Here is a 25550-nt window from a genome sequence, read left to right on the forward strand (position 1 = left end):
AAGCGTTTCCTAGTCTTCGGCTTGTTGTTTGTTTTGGCGGGATTGTTTCCATTTCCAAAAGACAATCAGCGCAACGACGGCAATAATCACATAAATAACAAATTGTCCTTTCTTGATTTGCTCATTGAGCCAATCTAAATTACTTGCCCCAAAATGACCTAAATAGACCCAAATTGGCACAGAAATAATCGCAGCAAAAAAATCAATCAGGACAAAGCGGATAAAACTAACGCGGCGGGTAATACCTGAAACCATATAAATTGGCGCTCTTAATCCGGGCAGAAAACGGGCGGTAAAGAGAACACGGTTGCCGTATTTATCAAATTGGGCGCGCACCATTTGTAAGCGTTTTAAGGTGAGTATTTTGCGAATTGGGCGGAAACGTAGGATTTTTACGCCATAAAGGCGTCCTAGCCAATACATTGTGCTGTCGCCAAGTAGCACACCCAATATACTGACTACCAGCATAATATGTGGATTGGTATAGCCTAAGCCAGAAATCACCCCGCCTGAAACAAGGGTGATGTCTTCAGGAATTGGCACACCAAAACCACAGATAATTAAAACAAACAGCACCGCGAAATAGCCATAGTCAGTAAAGAAGTTGATTAAAAATTCCATATCAAACCCGCATTTAATTTGCCACAATGGTGAAATTCAAGATGCTGATTATTGTAACTTTTTTTGTGAAAATAGCCATTAAAAATGTGGAAATAAGTGGATTTCTATTTGCCTTAAGGGCGGGCATTGATTATAATTTGCGACCTCAAAGATTCCTTTGAGCTTGATTTTATGAAATCGCTGGGTCGCCTGCGATTTTTTCGATTAACTTTTTATTAAAGAGAATACAATTATGTCATTCAAATTTAACGCTGAAGTGCGTACAGCGCAAGGTAAGGGTGCGAGCCGCCGCCTGCGTCATAATGGTCAAATTCCTGCAATCGTTTATGGTGGGAATGCAGAACCTGTTTCAATCATTTTAAGCCACGATGAATTAAACAATGCTCAAGTACACGATACTTTCTATTCAGACGTGATCACCTTAGTGATTGATGGTAAAGAAGTGGCAGTAAAAGTGCAAGCAATGCAACGCCACCCATTCAAACCGAAATTAGTTCATATCGACTTTAAACGCGTTTAATTCCGTATTGAATGAAAAAGCACCTTTTTTAAGGTGCTTTTTTGTTATCCCCGTTTTAGAATGTATATTCAATTTTTGCCCAATAAGTACGAGGCATTCCAAGCACGGCAAAACTGCGGTCATATTTTCCGCGCTGTACTTGCCAATAATGCTTATTGAACAGATTTTCTACTCCAGCTCGAAGGATAACCTCTTGGTTTTGGGACATTTTGAAACGATATTTTGCCCCAAGATCTATGGTGGCATAAGACGGAAATTTATAGGTTTTTGCGTAATCTTGGTAAGATTTTCCATAATATTGCACTGCACTACTTAATAACAGATTTGGTGCGAAACTTGGTTCCCATTCTATGGCTGATTTGGCAATAATGCGTGGGCTTGCCACTTGAACGCCGCTGATGATTTCCCCCGCATAGCTTGAGAAGTCAATGAGATCGCCTTTGTTGTAAGTGATGCCGAAACTTGGTCGTAAGCGACCTTTAAGTAAATTTGCGTAAAGGTTAAATTCAATTCCACGATTACGTTCTTTGCCCTGCTCCTCTCCGGAAGTGCGGTGATATTTTGTGGCAGATTTTGCACTGATGATACCAGGGCGTGTGATTTGGTAAAGGCTAAGGGTGGTGGTGAAGGTGTCCCCCCAGTTTTTTCTTGCTCCCAGCTCAATTTGACGGCTTACGCGTGGATTAGTCATTGTGCCATCTTCATCTACATAACCAGGTTCAAGATCTTCTAAATAATTTCCATAAAGGACAAAATTGGAATTAGGCACCCAAGCAAGGGTAAGCATTGGGCTAAAGCGGTGCGATTTGCCGTCTGTTTTTATGGATTTTTCTCCTGTTATTGTGTTGGTTTGATAGTTGGTTTGTTTAATCCATTGTAAGCGACCGCCTAAGGTTAAACGAATTTGATCGTCAAATAGCCCGAGCGTATCCGCTAAAGCAAGACTGTAAGATTTTAATTTTTGATCCGTATTGCCTTGGGCTAGAGGTTTGAAGTTATCCACTTGAGCAAAGTGAGGGGCGTAGAGATTGCCACCAGAAAATGCTTTAAGCACAGGGCTTTGATCAAAATCTCGTTCGCGTAGTACCGCATCAAAAGCTACATTCCAATTATGGCTTAATGTGCCAGTAAAATGATTCCCTTGTAATTTTAAATTTCCGCTGGTAGTGCGAGTGATAAAATCCATCGCACGCATTTGGCTGATTTTATAATCACCGTTAGGTTGAATATGGGTGGCAAGAATTTGTCCAAAATTGCCGTAATAATTTGATGTCATATGTCCAATGCCGCCAGATAAAGTCATCTCATAAGGTAAGTCATAAGAAGCAGTAAGCATAATGGTTTGATCCCGCGTGGTTTGTCCTGACCAAGTAGGGATTAAATTGATCTGACCATTTGGTGCGGTTGGTAAGGCATAAGTGAGATTTTGAATATCTTGCACCCTTGCGCGCCCACCCTGTGTGGCACGTTTGGCATAGAGATAATCCAAATCAACGCGTAATTTTTCACCACGATAATCGGCGGAAATGGCGAATTCTTTATTGCGTTCATAATAATGATCGCGCGCTGTATCGCCATCACGATAGAGTCCATTAATGCGAATGCCCCATTCTTTATTTGCCCCAAAACGGCGACCAAAATCAAAAGATTCTTGTAAACGGGAATTGCTAAACCAAGTAAAGCCAAGACGATTGATGTTTTTATCAGTAGCGTGTTTGGTTTCAATATTAATTGACGCGCCTGATGAACCTTCAGGATCCATTCCCACAGTGGCAGTAGAGGCACCTTTAATTAGCTGGGCTGAGCTGACAGCAGCGGTTGGGGAATTGTAAGTGGAATATAATCCTGCTAAGCCGTTTAAACTAAATTGACGGGCATCTAATTGTAAACCACGCACATAAACGCCTTGCAAGGTGTTAGTTTCACCACCAAAATTCATTACAGAAGCATCGGTTTTTGCGATTGCATCAACAATATTGCGAGGCTGGCTATCAGCTAGTGCCTGTTCATCATAATTTGCTACGGTGATAGGCGAGGTAAAGGCAAGTTGTTCGCCTAAAAGGCTTAAATTGACTTCTGATTTGAGCTTATTGGTGGCTTTGAATTTTTCTAATTCAGTAACCACATTGATTTCATCTAACGATTGGCTCGTTTCAGCTGAAGCGGAAAAAGAAACCCCAAAGAAAAGTGCGGTGTAAATTGTGCTTAATTTTACAGGAATGGAATATTGCATAAATTTCTCATTGATAATATGTTGGACTTGTAAATGAAAGAAAAAAGTTATTTCTTTGCATTTGCCTATAAAAACAGGGGGGATTATAGAGTAACTATATTGCTCTTATCAATGAGAATTATTCTTGTTTATAGGTGGATAGCCATTCGCATTCCTTTATCCGCACTTTCATAGACCAATGCAATCAATTTCAGTACGTCAATGGCTTGTTGCGCCGTAACCTGCAATGGGGCTTGTTCGGTGAGAACGGCGTAAATGTTGTCGTAATAGGCTTGGTAGTTGCCACGTTCGCTCTCTATTGGGCTACGAATAACAATGCCGTTGATTTCGGTATGGAGTAATCCCCAGTTTGTTTCTGGTTCAGCATTCCAATCGCCTTGCGGTTTTATGCCTTTGAGTAATAGGGCTTCTTGGTTATCCATTGTGGCTTTGATGTAACTGCCTTTGGTGCCTTGCAACATAATATAAGGTGCGGGTTCGCGTGCGCACTTGGTGGAAGAAAGCACCACTTTTTTATCAGCATAGTAGAAAATAATTTCAAAATTATCTTCAGATTTTGCTCCTGCGCGTTGTGCTTTCATATCCGCATAAAGTGCGGTGGGAATTCCGAATAAATCCACACAATGATCGATTAAATGAACGCCTAAATCATAAACTAATCCAGCGCCAAATTCGCCCGTTTCTTTCCACGCTTTACTATTTGGTTTTTGGCTAAAACGTTCGTAACGCATTTCATAATGCACAATGTCACCCAATATTTTCCGGTCGAGTAGTTTTTTCACCGTTAAAGCACCGTTATCCCAACGGCGATTTTGGTAAACGGAAAGCATTACATTATGCTGTTTGGCAAGTTTATCTAGTTCTTCTGCTTGCACAGGGTAAACCGCAAGGGGCTTTTCTACGATGACATTTTTTCCCGCTAAAATAGCTTGTTTAGCCATTTCATAATGCGTGAGATTAGGCGTGGTGATAATCACCAAGTCAATTTCAGGGCTGAGTAATTGTTCAAATTGATGTACCACTTGAATATAAGGATACGCGTGTTTTGCATTTTCACTGTTACGCTCAAACACTTTACGCACTTGAAAACGTGGATCGAGATCTAAAAAAGGCAGATGAAAGGTTTTGGCAGACATTCCAAAGCCTGCAATGGCTACATTAATGATTTTTTCCATTTGATTTTCCTATTGAATTGCTTTTAATTTTTGCAAAATTGCCTGTTCGGGTAAGGCTTGAATTTTACGAATACGTTGAATAAGTAAGAATGCTGCCACGGTTAGGCTTACCACAAAACCTACCCAAAATCCTGCAGCACCGATGCTTGGCATTAGCCAATCGGTTCGCGATAACAGATAGCCCAGCGGCATTCCGATGCCCCAATAACAAAACATTGTGATGTATAAAATAGATTTGGTGTCTTTGTAGCCACGCAATGCCCCTGCGGTGATTACCTGAATGCTGTCGGAAAACTGGTATAACGCAGAAATCAACAATAAATGGCTAGCGATTAAAATCACGTCTTGATCTGAAACGTAAATTTTAGGAATTTGTTGATTAAATAAAACCATAATGAGTGCAGTAAAACAGGCGAGGCTCAGCCCCACAGCAAGCGCTGAATAGAATACTGCTTTTGCTTGTTGCAATAATCCTTCGCCCAAACGTTGCCCCACTAAAATGGTGGTTGCCATACCTAAGGACATTGGCAACATAAAAATAAAGGAACTGGTTGTCAGGGCAATTTGATGGCTAGCCACCACATCTGTTCCAAGGGGGGAGAGCAAAAGGGAAGAAAGGGCAAATAATGCCACTTCACAGAATAACGCAATACCAATAGGGAAGCCTAAGCCTAGCACTTTTTTTAATGTCGTCAGATTGGGTTTTTCGATCAATCCGTTAAACACGTTCAAATCACGCTGGCTTCTTGCGTGGCGAGAATAAGCAATCATCATTATACACATTGCCCAATTGACTATTGTCGTCGCGATCCCACAGCCTACCGCACCGAAAGCAGGCACGCCAAATTTACCATAAATAAATAGGTAATTGAGCGGAATATTGAGCAACAAACCGGCAAAAGTAATCACCATTGCTGGTTTTGTTTTTGCAATGCCATCATTCAGGCAGCGGAAATTTATCATCAGTAAATAGCCGGGTAAGCCCCATAGCATAATATGCAAGTAATCAATCGTGATATGGGCAAGTTTAGGATCCATTCCCATATGGCTGACAACATAATCGCTAAAATAAATGATAAGACCAATAGGAATGCAACTTAATGCCACCACCCATAAGCCTTGATGCACATAATGCGCAATACGATGACGTTGCCCAGAACCATTAAGATAAGAAATAATTGGCGGTAAAGCGAGCAGTAAACCGTGTCCGAGCAAGACAGGTGGAAACCAAATTGAACCGGCGACAGAAATTGCTGCCATATCTGTGGCACTTACTCGCCCAGCCATAATGGTATCGACAATGCCCATTGAGTTTTGGGCAAATTGCGCCAGTAAAATAGGAAAAGCGATGGCAATTAACTTTTCCATTTCTTGGCGATGACGTTGAATGAACTTAAATAACATAAAAATACCCGAATTTGTTATATACTATTGCAAGTTTTACCGAATTAGCGGTGATGATTATTAAGATAAGAGAGTTAATTATGTTTACAGGAATCGTGCAGGGTGTTGCCCAAATTCATTCTATTGATGAAAAACCACATTTTAGAACACAGGTGGTGAAAATGCCACAGGAATTAACGGAAAATCTGGAAATTGGTGCATCTGTGGCAAATAATGGCGTATGCTTAACGGTCACCAAAATCGAAGGCGATTTAGTCAGCTTTGATTTGATGACTGAAACCCTACGCATTACCAATTTAGGCGAATTGCAACAAGGCGATTGGGTGAATATTGAGCGTGCGATGAAAATGGGGGACGAAATTGGCGGTCATATTTTATCTGGCCACGTTTACACCACAGCAAAGGTATCGCAACGCATTGTGTCAGAAAATAATTTACAAATTTGGTTTGCGTTGCCTGATCCTAGCTTGATGAAATATATTCTCACCAAAGGATTTATCGCCATAGACGGGATAAGCCTGACGATTGGTGAAGTAAAAGGTGATGAATTTTGTGTGAATCTTATCCCTGAAACGCTTCATCGCACCTTGATTGGCAAACGTGAAGTGGGGGATTTCGTGAATATTGAAATTGATCCGCAAACCCAAGCCATTGTAGATACCGTGGAACGCTATTTAGCCAGCCGAGGTGAATAAAACATAACAAACCTAAAGTGCGGTGGAAAATCGTGAAATTTTTCACCGCACTTTGATCGGCGGCATTATATGCTAGGATATGAGCGGTTTGCAGCGGCAATAGAGGGGGGCAATATGCAAAACGATTTTTGGCATTCCGCGCTTTTTTCCATAAGCGTGACTTTACCGACGTTATTATTGTTAATACTTGGTATCGGATTACGAAAACGCAAAGTCATTGACGATAAATTTAGCCAGCAAGCCACTAGCGTGGTATTCAAAATCACCTTGCCCGCCTTACTTTTTCTTAATGTATTTAAAAATCCCATTGCGCAGTTGAATGAACAACTCGTTATGATTTTGGCGTGTGTGTTCGGAACCTTATTGCTATTCCTTTGTGCGGAAATTTTTGCTGCCAAATATGTGCCAGAAAAACGCGAACGTGGCACTTTCGTGCAAGGGGTCTATCGTGGAAATTGTAGCATTTTAGGGCTGGCGTTTTGCCTAAATGCTTATGGTGATGCAGCATTAGTGCCTGCCACCATTTATGCAGCGACTACCGCGATTATTTACAATGTGTTAGGTGTGATTACTTTAAGCCGCTCCCTTTCAGATGGGAAAGTGCATATTCCACGAATGATCTTAAACGTGGTAAAAAATCCCTTAATTATTAGCATATTATTAGGCTTTTTAGCCAGTTATTTAAAATTGACTATTCCTAAATTTATGCTCACCACAATTCAATACCTCGCCACGATGACGTTACCGCTCGCGTTAATTTGTGCGGGGGGCAATATTGAATTAAAGGCCTTGTATAAAATTTCTGGGATTTCTTTATGGGCAAGCGTTGGGCGTGTGATTATTGCACCGATCTTTATGGTGTTACTGGGCAAATTATTTGGTTTTAGCGGGGTAAATTTAGGGGTGATTTTTTTGATGAATGCGACACCAATGGCGGCTGCGGCTTATGCAATGGTGCGTGGAATGGGCGGCAATGCTAACACGGCAGCCAATATTATTGGCATTACAACCTTTGCATCAATGTTTATTTCCGCCTTGGGCTTAACCATTCTGCACCAAATGGGCTGGGTGTAAGAATAAAGCGAGATAAAAAGCAAAATGAAAGCAAAAAGGGCGAAAATCTTCGCCCTAAAATTTATTAAAAAATCACCGCACTTTATGGATTAAGCGAAATCTTCACCGAACAACATTCCCCTTGTTGGAGCGGTTGGGCAATTCTTGCGGTTTCCAAGCAAACCATTGTTTTATAACCTATTTCACTAATGCCACTGGTGGATTTATGCCAAGGATTCCATAGCACGACATTACTTGCATTATGATGTGCAACATTAATGGTGCGTGCGTCCCCTTTATCTATAATTTGATGAGAAACAGGGGATTGCACTTTATAAATGCAATCAATGTGCTGATTAATTAAACGTGGAGAAGGCACGTTTTCTTGTTGTTGGGTTAAGGTATTGAAACATTCGGTAGGCAAGTTTTGCACTTCCACATTAGCTACATCGCTCAAATTAAAATAACTGTGTAAGGCTAATTGAGCAGGCTGTTGAGCATAATGTTGGAAAATAATTTCACAATCTTGGCTGAAGATCATTGTGGTTTTTGCTTCGATCAAATGATCAGATGAAAATAAGCAAAATTCCAACCGCACTTTATTTTCCTCAATTTTATAATCGCTGACTTGCCACAAACTGATACGGGCGTAACCGTGTGCAGGGGATTTTGCTCCGCCGAACCAAGGGTAGCAAATTGGCACGCCACCGCGAATCGCATTGCCTAAGGTAAAGGGTTCAATTTCACTGAGCCAAAGCACCTCTTTTGACGTTCCTTTCGGCTGCCAGCTAAATAAATGTGCGCCTTGCAAGGCAATTAACGCTTTTCCTACGCGGTGTTCTAAAGCGATCACAGGGATTTCATTATATTGCTGTAAACGTAATTCTGGGGTCAGTTGTTTAATAGTGGTTATTGTTGTCATTCAATGCTTCTCCTTTAATCAGTTTAATGGTTTACTTCTTCCCGCAAAAATTTTCCGTGTTGTAGGAAAAGGGTGCGGTGGGTGAGTTTACCCAGTTCAGGATTATGCGTAACCATAACGATAGTTCTACCTTGCTGATTGAGTTCTGTGAGCAAATTCAGCACCAGTTTTTCATTTTTCTCATCAAGGTTTCCTGTAGGTTCATCGGCAAAAATAACGGGGGGCTGATTCACCAATGCTCTAGCAATACACACCCGTTGTTGTTCACCGCCAGAAAGTTGGCTTGGGCGGTGATTTATACGGTGTGCTAAGCCCACTTGTGTTAAAACCGCTTTTGCTGCCTCTTCATCAATTACACTGTGATAATGTTGTGCGAGCATCACATTTTCTAAGGCGGTGAGATAGGGAATAAGGTGAAATTGTTGGAATACTAAACCTATCTTTTCCGCACGGAAGCGTTGACGCCCTATTTCGTCTAGTTCTGCGGCGTCTATACCATCAAGAATCACCTTGCCTTCTGTTGCTGTATCTAGCCCAGTGAGAATGTTCATTAACGTTGTTTTACCTGAGCCTGATGCGCCCATTATGGCGACAAATTCCCCTTGAGCAATATGAATATTAATGTCTTCAAGGGCAGTAACTTGTCCAAAGCGTTTATATAAATGTTGGGTTTCTATCACATATTTTTCCATTTTATTCGCCTTTTAAAACGTTGGCTGTTTGAATTTCTAAAGCTCGGCGTGTTGGCACAATCACGGCAATAAACGCCACCGTGAGCGAGAGCAAAATCGTGATCGGAATCACAGGCAAGCGTAAATCAATATAAGCTTTAAATACGGTGATACCAAGAATTTGGGCAAGCAAATAACCTAAGATTAGCCCTACCACGATGGCACAAAATGCAATGAGCAAAATTTCTGTGCCAATTTGTTTAATAATATCTTGCTGTCTTGCGCCTAAGGCTTTTTGTAGTGCAAATTCTTTTGCTCGTTCACCTACAATCGCGATTAAGGTAGTGTTCACGCAAAGGGTGGCGAGAATGAGAATGACCACAGAAATCAAGCCCATTAATCCTTTGATTTTATCTAAAATCTGTCCTTCTGAAGCGGATACTTTAAGAATAGGGCGAATGGCAAGATCGGGATAGCGTTGTTGTAATTGGTGAGCAAATTGACTGACTTGTCCTTGATCGTTTTTCACATTTAGCAAGGCATTGGTGATCAAGCCTGTTTTATCCAGCCATTGTTGTGCAAATTCCAAGTTTACAATCAACATATTATCTGTGGCATCACCAGTTTCTACAATGGCTTTAATGGTGAACTGATGCTTTTCCGCCCCTTTATTTAAGGTAATTTTATCGCCAAGATTAAGATTTAACCGTTGTGCAAGCGATTTACCGATCATCGCATTGCGATCATCAAAATTGACGCCAATGGCTGATCCTGTGATTTGCCAATAAGGCGAAAGCGTGTGCATTGCATCAAACCATACGCCCATTATTACCACTTTTTCTAAATCAGCCCGTGCCACGCCATAAAGATACGGGCTTGCAGCGGTAATTAATCCTTGTGGAGCTTGACGAAGAATTTGATCAAGGTCTTTTTCGTTCATTAAGCCACTGCTGTTTGAACCAATGTAAAAATTTGCACCAAAGGTGCGTAATTCTTGGCTCATTTTGGTGTTGATGTCAAAATACACCGCTGCCATTGCCGTAACAATACTTGCGCCTACGGTGAGTGCCGCAAAAATGATCATCACCCGTTGTAAACGTAACCGCAGTGCATTGATGATTAAACGCCAAAACATGGTACGTTTATGGATTAAATGGGCATTATTGGCGACCATATAGCACCTCCACTGGATAGAGTTGCGCAATACGATGTGCGGGGAACCACGTACCAATTAGGGCAATAATAACGGACAGGACTAACACGCAAGGCACCACAATCCAAGCAAAGTCTAATGGTGCGCCAAATAGGGTAATACCGATAAATTTGGCTAACCCCCAACCTGCCACGCAACCTAATGCACCACCAAGCAGGGCGCTGATAATGGCTTCACAGTAAAACAGTAAGACAATTTGCCACTGGTAAGCCCCGAGTGCTTTCATTAAACCAATTTCTTTGCTACGTTCGATAATGGTGGTGGTCATTAGTGAAGCTATCCCCATTGCAGCGGCAACGAGTGCGGCGACTGTAACCACTGCAAGTAAGAGCTGGATTTTTTCAATGACCACGCCTTCTGAGGCGGCAACTTGCCAGATTGGGCGAACTACTGCGCCAGAAATGGCTTCTTCTAATTGATGCGAAATAGAAGAAACATAAGCGGTACAATACCAACGATCATATTCTTCCGCCGCTAACGCATCAGGGTTATCGCGTGCTTTACGTGAAAGTTTATTTTCAGGTACGGTCAGGGCGGAAACCTTAATGCCTTGTACCTTGCCAGATAAATTTAATAAATTTTGCACCGCACTTAGGGGTAACACGATTTGTTGTTCTTCCGCGCCACCTGTGGTTAAAATGCCGATAATATGAATGCTAAGGGTACGTTGGGTTTCACCTTCGTGATAACTTAGCTGAATTTGATCACCGATTTTCCATTTTGTGCTGTGCGCTAATTGATTTCCCAAAAGTGCGGGAATATTTTCAGCAAAATTATTCTGACTATCGTCCACCCATTGTCCTTCAACTTTCCAATAAGGGCTAATAATGCGTTGTCCTGTGTGGTAATCTTCTTCATCAGGAATGGCGATTTGGTGGTCAAAAAAAGTGCCTAAAATGCCTATATTATGGGTATTGTTTTGCGTTAAATTGTTACCCTCAACTTCCGCACTGAGCAGAGGGGCAAAGCCCACAATATTATTACGCCAGAAAATATCTTTAACATTGGGCAATTCTTTCTCATCTAAAAAATCCTGTGTGGAAAGGCTATTGCCCCCATTAATTTCAGCCGAAAGCACCGCACTGCTGGCGGGTTCAATCAAAATATTTGCACCATAAGATTTTAGCTCACGCGCCATCTTATCGCCAATATCAATAGATACCGCAAGTAGTGCAGAAACAAGACCTGCGGCGAGAAAAATAGTCATAATAGCGAGCAGTTTACGTTTTAACCCGTGTCGCCAAGATTGTAATAACATTCGACTGAGCATTATGGATTTTCCTCTTTTGCCACATAATTTTCAGGGTGATCACGGAACGCATTGAGATTTTGCTCGTTAGCAAAGAAGTAAGTTTTGCCTGCGTAATTATACTTATGTTCCGCCGTGGTATTTTTCAATGTTGTGCCATCCACAGGATCTTTTACGTCTAATTCCACAATGGTAGAAAAATAGTTCAAGCCATCTTCAAGACTTTTTTTGCTGATGATGATGTCCGTATCCGTTTGTTGCCAATCTTCAATTGGCACAGGATTACACCCACCGGGCTTACCGATGGAAGGAATAAACATTCGTACGCCACAACCAACACAAACCACTTGATCGCCTTCCATTACATAGCCTTGATCGCCACACAAAATACAAGCATCAAACACTGCCGCCAAGCTGAGTGTTTTCGTTGAGCGATTGATAATGAAAAAACGTACCGCTTTACCATCGCTTGCAATCCACACGAAACGGTGCAGTTTTCCGTCTTTCACTTGTTCGATAGGAATGTGGATCCTGTTTTGTTTATCCAGTGTTACCACTTTAGCTTTAGAAAGTTGCGGTGGGCGAGAAGCAATTTGATCCCAATAAAGTTGCGCAGATAACATCGTACATAAGGCAATGCCTCCCCATAACAAAGTGCGTTGGCTCGTTTGCAATATCGCCAATTTTTTACGTTTTTCAATAGGCTGATGTGTCTGTTTTACCGCAGCTTTATTGGCAAAATGTATTTTAATGGTAAAGAAAATCAGGCTTAATGCGGTAAGTGCTGCGATAAAATAATTGGTATAGCTGATTAAATTGCTGGATTTTGCTACAAAACTTAACCGCGCTTTGGTCAGATCAATCACTTGCAATTTCATTAAGCCAAGTAACACTTCGCCTGTTAAAGGCAAGAGTAAAAATAGGGTAGTGAGAGAAATCAGCAAAAAGGGAAGTGCGGTACATTTTTTCGCTATTTTCGTTTGTTTTAATAAAAGGTAGAGCCAAAATGCAAATAAAAAGCAAAAAATAAGGGCAAAAATCACCGCACTTAGATGTAGGATAAAATCCGTATTAATCACGTCTGTATTGGTAATCGCAGAAATATTGGGATCTCTTGCCCACAGCATTCCAGCGGCAAGACAAAGCATAAATTGGCAAAAATAAGCGAATTTAATTGAATGGAAAAAATGGACAAGATAGAACAGTACAAAGAGGGCCATTAAGAAAAGGTTTAGTCCTAGCTTAATTTGTTGGTTAGTTGGTAATTGTAAATATCCCATTACACCACAAATTAATCCTAAAAGAGAAAGTCCTATGATGGATTTGAGTTTAATATTTTGATAGTTAAGCCAGTTTATCCCTAATAATAATGAAATTGGTAAAATGGCTTGTAGTAGAAAGACAATGTAATAGTTCATAGCTTTTTAGATTTATATTGTATTTTAGTTATTTTAGGTGAATACATAGGTTCACCTCTACTTTTTTTGGATGTTTATTTATATCGTTGCATTGTTTTTGGACGGACATACAAGTCCGCCCTTACGGTTATGGAACTCTATTAATATTATTCCGTTGTTTTGGGCGGACACATAGGTTCGCCACTACGATTATGGCTCTCTATTAATATTATTCCGTTGTTTTGGGGCGGACACATAGGTCCGCCACTACGGTTATGGCTCTCTATTAATATCATTCTGTTGTTTTTGGGCGGACACATTGGTTCGCCACTACGGTTATGGAACTCTATTAATATTATTCCGTTGTTTTGGGCGGACGCATAGGTCTGCCCCTACGGTTTTGGGAGCTTCGTTAGAAATATTGTGTGATATTTTGTATTTACTATATTATTTTGTAAATTATTGTAGGGGTGGACCTATGTGTCCACCCATTACCTTACCATCAATTCTGAAATAAGCTATCATTATTCCAATTATATGGATTACATTCTATATATTCAGCAATTTCGAGATAGGATTTTTCATTCCTTATAATATGCTCATAATAGCTTCTTTGCCAAAGTTTTCCCTCAAATGGTTTCCAATGATTGTTTTTGACATTTTTTATATAATTGTTTGTTGTCATTGTTTTAAACCATTGCACAATGGTTGGAATACTGTATTTTTGTTGTTCTTTAATGTATAAAATAAAGTGAATATGATTTGGCATCACGATATATTCTAAACATTCTACATTAGGAAATTTCTTTCCAAGTTCTAAGTACCAATATTGGATCATTTTTCCAACATCATTCATTAGCATTTTATGATTTTCGATATTACCAAATAGGCATTCTTTATTGTGAGTACAGACCGTAATAAAGTAGAGTCCTATTTGTGAATAGTCATAATGTTGTAGCCGAATTACTTTTCGTTTTGTTTTTTCCGTTACATTAGTCATTTTTATTTTGAGATATGGGCGGACACATCGGTCCGCCCCTACGGGTTATGTAACTCAATTTGTATCATTCTGTTTTCATTTGTATCATTCTGTTTTCCGGGAGGACATATAGGATCGCCCTTACGGTTATGGAACTCTATTAATATTGTTTTGTTGTTTTTGGGTGGACGTATAGGTCAGTCCCTACGGTTATGGAACTTTATTAATATTATTCCGTTGTTTTGGCGGACACATAGATCCGCCTCTACGCGTTATGTAATATTCAAATATTCTAGGGAATGTTAATAAGATATTTCTAGCATTGTAGGGGCGGACCGATGTGTCCGCCCAAAGACTAGATATATTATTTTCTAATTTATCCGAGTGCTATGATATAAACTACTTCAATCCAGTAAATTTAAACTCATAGCTTACATCAAAAGGTTTCCACCAGCGACCTACTCCTGTTTCGCTGTCAGTATGGCGGTGCATACCTGCTTTTGATGGCGGATCGATATGATAGGTTACTTTGTAGTTACCCACGCCCATCATTTTTACGTTTGCGCCATAATGCGGGCCATCGCCGGCTACCATTGGCATAAATGTACCTTCTTGTTTTTCACCCGTATCGGTGTTTACAAGGGTATATGCAATGGTTAAATATGGCATCCATTCACCTTCACCAAAGCCATTGTCGTTGCCTTTAGTGGCGTGAATATCCGCTTCAAGGTGAATATCTGAATCTTTAGCAGATAATCCCATTCCACGTGGTTCCATATCAATAGGTTGTAAATAAACGGCAACAATTTCCATACCGTTCATTGTTACCGCTTCACCAATTGGGTATTCTTTGAAGGCAAGGGCGGAAGGTGCGGTTAAAATTCCCGCTAATAAAGTGGCTGCAACAAATGTTTTTTTCATAGGGACTCCTATCTGTTAAGGGGTTAAAATCAACATTAAGCCTGTTTTTTGCTTTGATATTTCATATAGAATAAAGCAAAAACGGCGGCGATAAGTAAAATAGCCTGAGGCGTTAGGGTTTCAACATAAGGATAAATGCCGAGCCACGAAATTTCTGGCACATTGGCAACCAGCGTTGGCTCAAACAGTTTTCCTTCAATCAGTTCTAGTACCGATTTTCCTGCGAAAATAAATGCCATTAAATACATAAAAGATCCCGTAAACATAAAGAACGGTTTAAGCGGTAATTTAACGACAGAATAACGCATAATGACATAGCAAATAGCAAGCACCACAATGCCTGCGACAATGCCCGCAAATAAATAGACATAGCTCATTGCGTTAGTGGCATCTCCCGCCAACGCATAATAAAACAATACGGTCTCCGCACCTTCGCGATAAACCGCAAGAAAACTGGTGATCCATAAACCGATAAGTGATCCTGTGGTGAGAGCGGCGGAGAGTTTCCCTTCTAAATAGCGTTTCCAATTTTGCGCTTCAACTTTGGAAAGTAGCCAATAACTCATCATAAATAGCATTATTACTGCAATCATCATCGTAAAGCCTTCGAGTAATTCTCGACTTGCACCCGAATTAGAAAAGACCAATTGGAAAATCGCAGCGGTGATGACACTTGCAGTTAAGGCAACATAAACGGATTGTTTAATCACAGGCAATTTATCTTGATGATTATTTTTCACTAAATAAGCCACAATGGCCGCGACAATCAATAAGGCTTCTAAGCCCTCGCGCAGCATAATCAAGAAACTGTAAAGAAACATTGTCCAATCGCTTTGCTGATTACCTTGCAACATTTCCACAGCTTTAGTTAAGTTTTGCGCTAAACCTTCTGCTTGTTGATGAAGCTGTTGTGCAGGCTGGTTGGCTTTCATCAAGCTGACTAAACGGGTAAAATAGCCCTCAATTTCGGTTTTGAAATGGCTATCACGAGAGCCTATTTTATTTTCCATTCCACTGTTTTCAAAAATATCAAAATAAGTGTCTTGCACAGCAAGAATGGCTTTTTTACTTTCTCCCTTTTCAAATAAGGCAATGGCATTAGTAATACCTTGATTAACTTGGCTTGCCACGTCCGCCCAATTTTGATTATCAGAAAGAGCTTGCGAATTTTGCACCGCACTTTGATTTGTAGCTTGCGCTGTTTTCGTGGTTGGAAGTTGAGGAAGTTGTTCTTCGATATCTTGTAATAAGGCGGTGATTTGGTAACCCAAGGCATTAATTTGTTCAGGCTGTTCACTTAATTTGATGAGATCGTAAAATTGCTGATTAATACTCGCAGAAATAGCAGCAGAACGATTTTTACGAATGGACATTTCCATTTCGCTGTTTTTATAGCCATCGTATTGGGCTTGCTGAATAAGTTTTTTCGCTTGGGTAAGATCACCTTTTTGGTACGTGCTGATGGCTTGTGCGAGTAGATCATCAATGGTCCTAAAACTTTCCTGCCAATAAGGATCAATCTCATTATGCTGATAAACATCGTGCTGATTAGAGGCGTTGAGCTGATGACCTTGTTCTAAAACAGGCAAGACGAATTGCAGATCTTGTTTTAGTTGGCTGATTTTATTCTGCACTTCAGACAAGGGTTTACCTTCACCGATCATTTTACGGATTTCACCAAAAGTGGCTTCCATTTGGTAACTTTTTTGCGCAGAAAAGTTAATGCGAATTGGCCCTTCTAAATTTTCAAACACTTCAAAATAAGCCATTTGCACTTCACTACGTGCATCATCAATTTGCTTTTCTTGGTAAAGCTGAGCGGTTTTATCAAGACGATTTTCGATGTCTTGAATCCATTGTTGATAGTTTTCAGATGCCGAGGAGAAAGAAGTGAAAAAGATCAAAGCTAAACATAATAGATAACGATAGTAACGCAAAAGCCCCATTTTTATTCTCTAATCTAAATAAAAGTTATTCTTATTTCCATAATATTATGCCTCTATTGAAATATTTATCAAGTAGAAAAAAAGAGCATTTTGTCTTTCTTGATAAAGATCAAGTAATTCTTGCGGATTAATCCTTTGATTTTTAATTGAACTTCCGTTAGACTGTTTTCCATTAGTCGGGGTGCTTATTTAAGCTGAGATGATACCCGTGAACCTGATACAGCTAACACTGACGTAGGAAACTAATTATGAACGCTCTTCTTTTTTTATTAAATTCTTACCGCTCTTCTATTATTGCTTTTTTCAATCACGTTGATTTGTGAGTGAACGATGAAAGCGATCGACATTTCCGATCTTCAACTTAACTTTGCTGAGCAACCTTTATTTTCGCATTTTCATTTTACGGTATCGCAAGGGGAATGGGTGGCATTGCTTGGTGCATCAGGCGTGGGAAAATCCACTTTATTGCGTGCTATTGCAGGGTTAGAACATCAGGCGATTACACAGGGTAACATTAAATGTTCAGGGAAAATTGCTTGGCTTGCACAACAGGATAGTTTGTATCCTTGGCTTTCGATTTTAGATAATGTTCAGCTTTATCAACATCTTACTCATAGCAAAACGAAAAAAACGGAAGAAAAAGCGCGGGCATTATTAAGTGCGGTGAAAATGGAACAACATTTGCACAAACCTTGCTATCAACTTTCTGGTGGACAACGTCAGCGCGTTGCCCTGGCTCGCACATTAATGCAGGAGGCGGAGATTATTTTAATGGATGAGCCATTTTCTGCTTTAGATGCGGTAACCCGTTTGCAATTACAGCAACTTTCACATCGTTTATTAAAGGATAAAACCGTACTGCTAATCACCCACGATCCGCAAGAAGCCTTATTGTTAGCAGATAAAATTTATATTTTACGCCAGCAACCTGTTCAGCTTTCTGAACCTATTTGCCCACAAGGTAATGCACCACGAGATTTTTCACAAGAAAAATTATGGCAATTGCAGCAATATTTGTTTGCGCAATTAATGGAGGAACAATAATGTTGGCGTGGCAAAGTTTATTCCGAGCATTAATGATGACGTTATTTTTTGCCTTATGTTGGCAAGGGGCAATTTTCGTCTTTTCGATCCCTCACTATTTATTGCCTGAACCCGTTTCCGTACTTAATGAAATCTCTTCACAATGGGGATTATTGTTTATGCACGGCAAAATTACCTTATGGGAAATTTTGTTAGGATTGGTGCTAGGTTTTTTATTTGGTTTGCTTTCTGCCTTATTGCTTGCTTCTTCACAAACACTTTCTGCTTTTTTATTACCCATTTTAATTGCTTCGCAGGCGATTCCTGTTTTTGCGATTGCCCCTTTATTGGTTCTTTGGTTTGGTTACGGTATTGCATCAAAAATCGCAATGACGATTTTGATTATTTATTTTCCTGTTACTGCTGCCTGTTATGACGGCTTGCGTAACACCCCAAAGCAATGGTTGGAGCTGGCTCGAACAATGGGGATCTCATCGCAGCAATTATTATTTAAAGTCCGTTTGCCCGCTGCCTTACCCGCGTTAGCTTCAGGGTTACGAATTGCCGTATCGGTTGCCCCCATTGGTGCGATTGTGGGCGAATGGGTGGGTTCATCGCAAGGACTTGGTTATTTGATGTTGCAAGCCAATGCACGAATCCAAATTAGTTTAATGTTTGCGGCGTTGTTTATTTTGGTTGTTATCGCACTCTTGTTGTATTTTGTGATAGATAGATTGCTTCACCGCATTATTCCTTGGGTCTGTCATTTACGTTAGGAGAAAAAATGAAAAAACAATGGTATTTATGCAGTTTAATTTTAACTTTAGGGGTGAGCGTTAGCGTGCAAGCCAAAGAAAAATTAACCTTATTATTAGATTGGTTTGTGAACCCTGATCACGCCGCCATTATTGTGGCGCAACAAAAAGGCTTTTTTGCAGAAAATGGCTTGCAGGTTGAGATTGTGGAGCCAGCCGACCCTTCAATGCCCCCTAAATTAGTGGCAGCAGGGCAGGCGGATTTGGCCGTGGATTACCAACCTCAGTTGCAAATGCAAGTGGCGGAAGGCTTGCCACTGGTGCGTGTCGGCACATTAATTTCAACCCCCTTGAATAGCCTTGTAGTATTAAAAGACAGTGGTATTGAACAAATTGCCGATTTAAAAGGGAAAAAGATCGGCTATTCAGTCAGTGGTTTTGAAGATGCCTTGCTTGGTGAAATGCTGAAATCTGCAAGTCTTTCTTTAAATGATGTGGAATTGGTGAACGTGAACTGGTCGCTTTCCCCTGCGTTATTCAGTGGACAAGTGGATGCCGTTATTGGCGCATTTCGCAATTTTGAGCTAAATCAGATGGATATAGAAAAGAAACCCGGTAAGGCGTTTTATCCAGAAGAACAAGGCGTACCCATGTACGATGAATTGATTTTAGTCGCCAATAGAAATCAGCTTTCTAGGCAAAAAATCCGTGCATTTTTGACCGCACTTGAACAAGCAAGTGTTTATATCTTAAATCACCCACAACAAAGTTGGCAGTCATTTGTCAGTTATAAACCACAAGATTTAGACAATGAACTTAATCGTTTGGCTTGGCGTGATACTTTACCACGCTTGAGCTTACGCCCGAGCGCATTAGATAATGCACGTTACGAAAAAATGGCAAAATTTATGCAGCAACAAGGGTTGATTAAGCAGGTGCCTAAATTGTCTGATTATGCTATTCAAGTTGAATAACATCGAATAGAAAGGGCGGTAATTTTCCGCCCGTTTTTTATGCAAAAAGTTCAGGGATTTGGGTTAGTTGTTCGAGTTTATAATCGGCTAATGACCAACGAGGATCATTGCGTTCCATTCTGGCTGGGATAACGGCACAGTGCATTGAGGCAGCTTTCACCGCCGTCATTCCTAGCACGGAATCTTCAATGCCTAAACAGGCTTGAGGGTTGATCTCTAATTGATGTGCAGCGTGTAAATACACCTGTGGATGGGGTTTGTTATAATCCAATTCTGTGGCTGAGGAAAGATATTGGAAATAGCGCGCAATCCCACAGCGTTCAGTGATTTGTTCTAATAAATAACGGGGTGAAGCAGAGGCAACCGCCAGTTTACAACCAAGTGCGGTGAGTTTTTCAAGGGTTTCTGGCACATTTGGCATTAACGGTTTATTTTCCAAAATCATTGAAATGGCGCAGTCATTCATTCGCTTTACCATTTCTTCAACAGGAACAGGCATTTTTTGATAGCGTTGATAAACAGTTTTGATAATGCCCGCCGCAGGCATTCCTGTTAGCGCTTGCATTTCTTGTTGGCTGACAGCAATGCCAATTTGATCAAATACGTCTATGCCAGCTTGTTTCCAAAAGGGTTCTGAATCAATTAATACACCATCCATATCGAAGATAACTGCTTGAAATTTCATAGATTCTCCTTGAATAATTTGTCAATAACGGTATTCGTGAGTGCCACATAGTGGGCTGAAAAACGATGGCTAAAATTTAATAAATAATAAAGCTGATAAAGCGGTTTACGTTGTGCATAGCCCTCATCAATAGGTAAAGTGCGGTGATAATTTTGGTAGAATTTTTCTGGGAATGGTTGAAACAATTCGCTAAATGCGAGATCGCATTCGTGATCGCCCCAGTAGCAGGCTGGATCGTAAGTAAAAGGCTTGCCAGTTACTGTTGCACAATTTTCAATCCAAAGATTACCGTGTAATAGCGCAGGCTTTGGTTGATGTTTGGCTAAACGTTTGGCAACAAGGGCAACCAACTTATCAATATCCGCAAAGTCTAAACCTTTTTCTTTACAGATCTGTAATTGCCAGCCAATACGCTGTTCGCTAAAAAAGGTTGCCCAATTATCTGACCACCCATTTGGTTGATACACAGGTCCAAGCCAAGTATCGAAATCAAATCCGTAATGCTCAACGTTTCCCCATTGATGAAGTTGAGCTAATTGGGGCGCGAATTGCGCCATACTTTGTTCAGTAGGGGAGGTGAAAGGAAGGGCTTCTAACAGTAAAAAACTGTGGTTTGACGAACAGCCTACACCGTAAACTTGCGGTACTTGAATACAGCCCGTTTTGGCTAGCAACGCCAATTGATCCGCTTCGGCGCGAAACATAGAGCGGTAGGATTTTGTATTGATTTTGACAAAAACAGGCTGGATTCCATCATCAATAATCCAAGCTTCGTGCATTTCGCCCGTATGCACTTTACGTTTTTGCTTGATAAAATAATACGCACCAAGATGTTCGGCTAAAACTTGAGAAATTGATTTCCACATAAGTCCCCCTATATTCAACTTGTACCACTGCTTGATCGTAAAGAAAATTGGCAAAATAATCTGTGATGAACATCAAGTTTTTTATTTGCGGATCAAAAAATTTGCGGTAAGGTAGCCCAGATTTACATAAATAATTTATTAAGGAGCAAAAATGAAGTTATACGTTTATGATCATTGTCCATTCTGCGTGCGTGCCAGAATGATTTTTGGCTTAAAGAATTTGCCCGTGGTAGAGCTAATGCTATTAAGTGATGATGAAGCAACGCCAGTTTCCTTGATTGGAAAGAAAATGGCGCCAATCTTGATTAAAGAAGATGGCACAGCAATGCCAGAAAGTTTAGATATTGTGCATTATGTGGATCAAAACTATGGCAATCGCTTGTTACCAGATGATGAGGTGCGTAGCGATCTGCAAGCGTGGATGAAAGCAGTCGGTAGTTATTATAATCATCTGTTATTGCCACGTTTTGTGCAGTTAGGCTTGCCTGAATTTGCTACCCAAAGTGCGGTGGATTATTTCGTGAAAAAGAAAACAGAAAGTATTGGTGATTTTGCTGAAAATCTTGCGAATTCTGCGCAATATATTGAAAAACTGCAACAAGATTTTACCGCTCTTGAACCATTGATTTTGTCAGAAAATGGGGTAAATAATCAGCTTTCGATGGAAGATATTTTGCTTTTCCCAATGTTACGCAACCTCACTTGTGTGAAAGGGCTTGTTTTCCCGCAAAAAGTGAAAGCCTATGTGGAAACGATGGCGAGCTTATCGCAAGTTGAATTATATTTCGATAAAGCCGTTTAGCGTTGTAAAACGCCGAGGAAAATCGGCGAGAAAGTTGGTTTTCAATGCAAAATAGCGTATGATCACTCGCTTAAATCGAAAGCCCTACCAAAAGCGATTCGATAATAGAGAAAGCACAGTGCGGAAAATACATTGTAGGTATAACAAAGTGCGGTGCTTTTTTAGTTTATTTTTAATTTAATCAACAAGTTACCTCTCGTATGGGTAACCACTGTATAAGGATTTAATATGCCAATTATTACTTTACCCGATGGCTCACAACGCCAATTTGATAAACCCGTTACAGTGCTTGACGTTGCACAAGATATTGGTGCAGGTCTAGCCAAAGCGACTATCGCAGGGCGTGTGAACGGTGAACGCCGTGATGCGTGTGATCTGATTGATCAAGATGCCAAGCTAGAAATTATTACCGCCAAAGATGAAGACGGACTAGAAATTATTCGCCACTCTTGCGCGCATTTATTAGGACACGCGATTAAACAGCTTTTCCCTGATGTAAAAATGGCTATCGGGCCAACCATTGAAAACGGTTTTTATTATGATGTGGATTTAGACCGCTCTTTAACGCAAGAAGATCTTGACGCCATTGAAAAAAGAATGCTTGAACTAGCAAAAACCAATTATGATGTGGTGAAAAAACGCGTAACTTGGCAAGAAGCAAGAGATACTTTTGAACAACGTGGTGAGCCATATAAAATGGCGATTTTAGATGAAAATATCGAAAAAACAGCCACCCCAGCGCTGTATCACCACGAAGAATATATTGATATGTGTCGTGGCCCACACGTACCAAATATGCGTTTCTGTCATCATTTCAAATTACAAAAAGTGGCTGGTGCATATTGGCGTGGTGATAGCAAAAACAAGATGTTACAGCGTATTTACGGCACAGCGTGGGCGGATAAAAAACAACTTGCCGCCTATTTGCAACGTTTAGAAGAAGCAGCAAAACGCGATCATCGTAAAATTGGTAAAGCGCTTGATCTTTATCATATGCAAGAAGAAGCACCGGGTATGGTGTTCTGGCACAATGACGGTTGGACGATTTTCCGTGAGCTTGAAACTTTCGTGCGTACTAAATTAAAAGAGTACGATTATCAAGAAGTGAAAGGGCCATTTATGATGGATCGTGTTTTATGGGAAAAAACAGGGCATTGGCAAAACTATGGTGATTTAATGTTCACCACCTCATCAGAAAACCGTGAATATGCCATTAAACCAATGAACTGTCCCGGACACGTGCAAATCTTCAATCAAGGCTTAAAATCTTACCGTGATCTGCCAATTCGTATGGCAGAATTTGGTTCTTGTCATCGTAACGAACCGTCAGGTTCATTGCACGGATTAATGCGTGTGCGTGGTTTTACCCAAGATGATGCACATATTTTCTGTACGGAAGATCAAATTGAAAGCGAAGTAACCAGTTGTATCCGTATGGTTTATGATATTTACAGTACGTTTGGTTTCAATAATATTCAAGTGAAACTTTCTACGCGTCCAGAGAAACGCATTGGTTCTGATGAAATGTGGGATCAAGCAGAGCAAGGTCTAGCAAATGCCTTAAAACACAATGGCTTAGAATACGAAATTCAAGAAGGTGAGGGCGCATTTTACGGGCCTAAAATTGAATTTGCTCTGCGTGATAGCCTTGATCGTGAATGGCAATGTGGCACAATCCAGCTTGATTTTGCTTTACCGGGTCGTTTAAATGCGTCTTATGTTGCGGAAGACAATGATCGCCGAACTCCAGTAATGATTCACCGTGCGATTTTAGGTTCATTAGAGCGTTTTATCGGCATTATCACCGAAGATTACGCGGGTTTCTTCCCACCTTGGCTTGCTCCAACTCAGGCTGTGGTGATGAATATTACCGATAGCCAAGCGGATTATGTAAAAGAGGTGGTGAAAGCCCTTTCTGATGCAGGTTTGCGTGCTAAAGCAGATTTACGCAACGAGAAAATTGGCTTTAAAATCCGTGAACATACCTTAAAACGCGTACCTTATATGTTAGTTTGTGGCGATAAAGAAATTGCCGAAGGCAAAATCGCCGTGCGTACTCGTAAAGGGGCTGATTTAGGTACATTCACCATCGCAGAATTTACTGAAATGCTGAAACATCAAGTGAAAAACCGAGAATTGAAATTGCTTGGTGAGCAAGAGTAGAAAACCGCACTAAACATTACAGCAAAAATCACCGCACCTTTAAGCATTTTACTTAGTGCGGTGGTTTTTTTTTGAGATTTTATCTATTTTTATATTTTTGCCGATAACTCTCTCCCCACATAGCCATTGCATCAAGCACGCTTTTTAGGCTTATTCCGTCTTCTGTAAGAGTATATTCCACCCGTGGTGGCACTTCCGCATAGACTTTTCGCGTTAATAACCCTTGGCTTTCCATTGCCCTTAAATTAGCCGTTAGCACTTTTTGTGAGATGCCGTTTAAGGTTTTTTTCAATTCACCAAAACGCTTTGTGCCAGATAATAATTCGCGAATAATCAATACACGCCAACGTTCACTCATCATCATTAATGTGATTTCAACTTCACAATCGGGTAATTTTTTATCTGTTTCTTTCAACATTTTTCCTTATTTTTCAATATGAGTTTCCTTTAAGTAACTACCGCACTTTTGGGTGCTTACTTTCTTTTTATTTGCTAAAGAGATATTATCACGCTCAACAAAAACGTAACAGAACTATTTTTAGTTATCATTAAACAAGGAGAAAGAAAAATGAAACTAGCAGTAATTGGCGCAAATGGTAAAGCAGGGCGTTTGATTGTCGCAGAAGCGGTAGCACGCGGTTTTGATGTAACTGCGGTGGTTCGCAATGAAAATCACAGCAGCGCACAAAATATACTGAAAAAAGATTTGTTTGATTTAACCAACGCAGATCTTGCAGGATTTGATGTGGTTATTGATGCCTTTGCCGCGTGGACACCTGAAACATTGCCACAGCATAGCAGCTCTTTAGCCCATTTATGTGATATTTTGGCAGGAACAAATGTTCGCTTGCTCGTTGTGGGTGGCGCAGGTAGCCTTTATATTGATGATAGCTTAACGGTGCAACTTGTGGATACGCCAGATTTCCCCGTTGAATATAAATCGTTAGCCCAAGCAATGGCAAAAGCGTTAATGGAATTGCGTAAACGTGATGATGTGAAATGGACATACATTAGCCCAGCGGCGGTTTTCGATCCTGAAGGCAAGAAAACGGGTCATTATCGTTTAGCGGGTGAAATTTTTACGCTAAATGAACAAGGTGAAAGCTATGTGAGCTATGCTGATTATGCCATTGCGATGATTGATGAAGCAGTAAAAGGTGAGCATATCCGTCAGCGTATTTCTGTTTTTTCATAATTTATAAGTCAATCATCTTGTCATTTGAGTTTAGAATAAGATAACAGCGCCGTTATAAAAAGCAGTGCAGGAGATAGCCTTTTAGCAT

At 40.5% G+C, this 25550-nt stretch carries 24 protein-coding genes and 1 riboswitch; of the genes, 9 read left to right on the forward strand and 15 right to left on the reverse strand.

Going from position 1 to position 25550, the window contains the following annotated elements; genetic code table 11:
* Window positions 1-9: 9 nt before the first annotated feature.
* Window positions 10-621 (reverse strand): DedA family protein, encoded by a 612-nt coding sequence (locus L5B90_RS00040; RefSeq protein ID WP_250350509.1) that lies wholly within the window; start codon window positions 619-621, stop codon window positions 10-12.
* A gap of 232 nt (window positions 622-853) precedes the next feature.
* On the opposite strand from L5B90_RS00040, the gene rplY reads away from it, so the two are divergent.
* Window positions 854-1141, forward strand: coding sequence for a 50S ribosomal protein L25 (rplY, locus tag L5B90_RS00045; RefSeq protein ID WP_250363180.1), 288 nt, complete (start codon window positions 854-856; stop codon window positions 1139-1141).
* Window positions 1142-1196: 55 nt separating this feature from the next.
* Here rplY and L5B90_RS00050 read toward each other — a convergent pair whose 3' ends face one another.
* The 3 genes from L5B90_RS00050 to L5B90_RS00060 all read right to left on the reverse strand — a co-directional run bounded on the left by L5B90_RS00050 (window position 1197) and on the right by L5B90_RS00060 (window position 5953).
* Window positions 1197-3374 (reverse strand): TonB-dependent receptor, encoded by a 2178-nt coding sequence (locus tag L5B90_RS00050; protein ID WP_250350507.1) that lies wholly within the window; start codon window positions 3372-3374, stop codon window positions 1197-1199.
* 128 nt (window positions 3375-3502) lie between these two features.
* On the reverse strand, window positions 3503-4549 hold the full coding sequence (locus tag L5B90_RS00055; protein WP_265761798.1) for a Gfo/Idh/MocA family oxidoreductase: 1047 nt from the start codon (window positions 4547-4549) through the stop codon (window positions 3503-3505).
* A 9-nt stretch (window positions 4550-4558) separates the two neighbouring features.
* A complete protein-coding gene (locus L5B90_RS00060) occupies window positions 4559-5953 on the reverse strand; it encodes an MATE family efflux transporter (RefSeq protein ID WP_265761800.1) in 1395 nt (464 codons plus the stop codon).
* Window positions 5954-6033: 80 nt separating this feature from the next.
* Between L5B90_RS00060 and L5B90_RS00065 the strand changes: the two genes are divergently transcribed.
* Entirely contained in the window at window positions 6034-6648 is a 615-nt protein-coding gene (locus L5B90_RS00065) for a riboflavin synthase subunit alpha (RefSeq protein ID WP_265761801.1), read from the forward strand.
* Between the two features lie 114 nt (window positions 6649-6762).
* Window positions 6763-7722: an AEC family transporter gene (locus tag L5B90_RS00070; protein ID WP_265761802.1), complete on the forward strand. Its 960-nt coding sequence runs from the start codon at window positions 6763-6765 to the stop codon at window positions 7720-7722.
* A gap of 82 nt (window positions 7723-7804) precedes the next feature.
* Here L5B90_RS00070 and L5B90_RS00075 read toward each other — a convergent pair whose 3' ends face one another.
* From L5B90_RS00075 to L5B90_RS00110, 8 genes are all read right to left on the reverse strand, one after another.
* On the reverse strand, window positions 7805-8623 hold the full coding sequence (locus tag L5B90_RS00075) for a D-hexose-6-phosphate mutarotase (protein ID WP_265761804.1): 819 nt from the start codon (window positions 8621-8623) through the stop codon (window positions 7805-7807).
* 23 nt (window positions 8624-8646) lie between these two features.
* Window positions 8647-9315, reverse strand: a complete 669-nt coding sequence (locus L5B90_RS00080; protein ID WP_265761805.1) for an ABC transporter ATP-binding protein — start codon at window positions 9313-9315, stop codon at window positions 8647-8649.
* A 1-nt stretch (window position 9316) separates the two neighbouring features.
* Window positions 9317-10468 (reverse strand): ABC transporter permease, encoded by a 1152-nt coding sequence (locus tag L5B90_RS00085; RefSeq protein ID WP_442778750.1) that lies wholly within the window; start codon window positions 10466-10468, stop codon window positions 9317-9319.
* Entirely contained in the window at window positions 10455-11777 is a 1323-nt protein-coding gene (locus tag L5B90_RS00090) for an ABC transporter permease (RefSeq protein WP_265761806.1), read from the reverse strand. The genes L5B90_RS00085 and L5B90_RS00090 overlap by 14 nt, the downstream gene beginning before the upstream one ends.
* Window positions 11777-13174 (reverse strand): Fe-S-containing protein, encoded by a 1398-nt coding sequence (locus L5B90_RS00095; protein WP_265761807.1) that lies wholly within the window; start codon window positions 13172-13174, stop codon window positions 11777-11779. The genes L5B90_RS00090 and L5B90_RS00095 overlap by 1 nt, the downstream gene beginning before the upstream one ends.
* A 481-nt stretch (window positions 13175-13655) precedes the next feature.
* Entirely contained in the window at window positions 13656-14153 is a 498-nt protein-coding gene (locus L5B90_RS00100) for an REP-associated tyrosine transposase (protein WP_250363172.1), read from the reverse strand.
* 378 nt (window positions 14154-14531) lie between these two features.
* Window positions 14532-15053, reverse strand: a complete 522-nt coding sequence (locus L5B90_RS00105; RefSeq protein ID WP_265761808.1) for an iron transporter — start codon at window positions 15051-15053, stop codon at window positions 14532-14534.
* Between the two features lie 35 nt (window positions 15054-15088).
* Entirely contained in the window at window positions 15089-16999 is a 1911-nt protein-coding gene (locus L5B90_RS00110) for an FTR1 family iron permease (RefSeq protein ID WP_265761809.1), read from the reverse strand.
* 167 nt (window positions 17000-17166) lie between these two features.
* Window positions 17167-17257, forward strand: a riboswitch (TPP riboswitch).
* A gap of 72 nt (window positions 17258-17329) precedes the next feature.
* Here L5B90_RS00110 and L5B90_RS00115 point away from each other — a divergent pair.
* Genes L5B90_RS00115 through L5B90_RS00125 form a run of 3 tightly spaced genes read left to right on the forward strand, consistent with a single transcriptional unit; the run spans window position 17330 to window position 19751 of the window.
* A complete protein-coding gene (locus L5B90_RS00115) occupies window positions 17330-18043 on the forward strand; it encodes an ABC transporter ATP-binding protein (RefSeq protein ID WP_250363170.1) in 714 nt (237 codons plus the stop codon).
* Window positions 18043-18798, forward strand: coding sequence for an ABC transporter permease (locus L5B90_RS00120; RefSeq protein WP_442778751.1), 756 nt, complete (start codon window positions 18043-18045; stop codon window positions 18796-18798). Before L5B90_RS00115 ends, L5B90_RS00120 begins: the two co-directional genes overlap by 1 nt.
* Window positions 18799-18806: 8 nt before the next feature.
* The gene (locus L5B90_RS00125) at window positions 18807-19751 is read left to right on the forward strand and encodes an ABC transporter substrate-binding protein (RefSeq protein WP_250363169.1); all 945 of its coding nucleotides are present in this window, start codon (window positions 18807-18809) and stop codon (window positions 19749-19751) included.
* A gap of 37 nt (window positions 19752-19788) precedes the next feature.
* Here L5B90_RS00125 and hxpB read toward each other — a convergent pair whose 3' ends face one another.
* Complete coding sequence (gene hxpB / locus L5B90_RS00130) at window positions 19789-20436, reverse strand: hexitol phosphatase HxpB (RefSeq protein ID WP_265761810.1); 648 nt, start codon at window positions 20434-20436, stop codon at window positions 19789-19791.
* The gene (locus L5B90_RS00135; protein WP_265761811.1) at window positions 20433-21302 is read right to left on the reverse strand and encodes a fructosamine kinase family protein; all 870 of its coding nucleotides are present in this window, start codon (window positions 21300-21302) and stop codon (window positions 20433-20435) included. The genes hxpB and L5B90_RS00135 overlap by 4 nt, the downstream gene beginning before the upstream one ends.
* Before the next feature lie 151 nt (window positions 21303-21453).
* Between L5B90_RS00135 and grxB the strand changes: the two genes are divergently transcribed.
* Window positions 21454-22104: a glutaredoxin 2 gene (grxB, locus tag L5B90_RS00140; protein ID WP_265761812.1), complete on the forward strand. Its 651-nt coding sequence runs from the start codon at window positions 21454-21456 to the stop codon at window positions 22102-22104.
* Window positions 22105-22332: 228 nt separating this feature from the next.
* A complete protein-coding gene (thrS, locus tag L5B90_RS00145; RefSeq protein ID WP_250350491.1) occupies window positions 22333-24267 on the forward strand; it encodes a threonine--tRNA ligase in 1935 nt (644 codons plus the stop codon).
* 79 nt (window positions 24268-24346) lie between these two features.
* On the opposite strand, the gene L5B90_RS00150 is transcribed toward thrS, so the two are convergent.
* Complete coding sequence (locus L5B90_RS00150; protein ID WP_265761813.1) at window positions 24347-24685, reverse strand: winged helix-turn-helix transcriptional regulator; 339 nt, start codon at window positions 24683-24685, stop codon at window positions 24347-24349.
* Window positions 24686-24835: 150 nt separating this feature from the next.
* Between L5B90_RS00150 and L5B90_RS00155 the strand changes: the two genes are divergently transcribed.
* Window positions 24836-25462: an NAD(P)-dependent oxidoreductase gene (locus L5B90_RS00155; RefSeq protein WP_265761814.1), complete on the forward strand. Its 627-nt coding sequence runs from the start codon at window positions 24836-24838 to the stop codon at window positions 25460-25462.
* The last annotated feature ends 88 nt before the right edge of the window (window positions 25463-25550 follow it).

Origin of the sequence: Avibacterium sp. 20-129, assembly GCF_026226845.1 — a bacterium.
GTDB lineage: Bacteria > Pseudomonadota > Gammaproteobacteria > Enterobacterales > Pasteurellaceae > Avibacterium.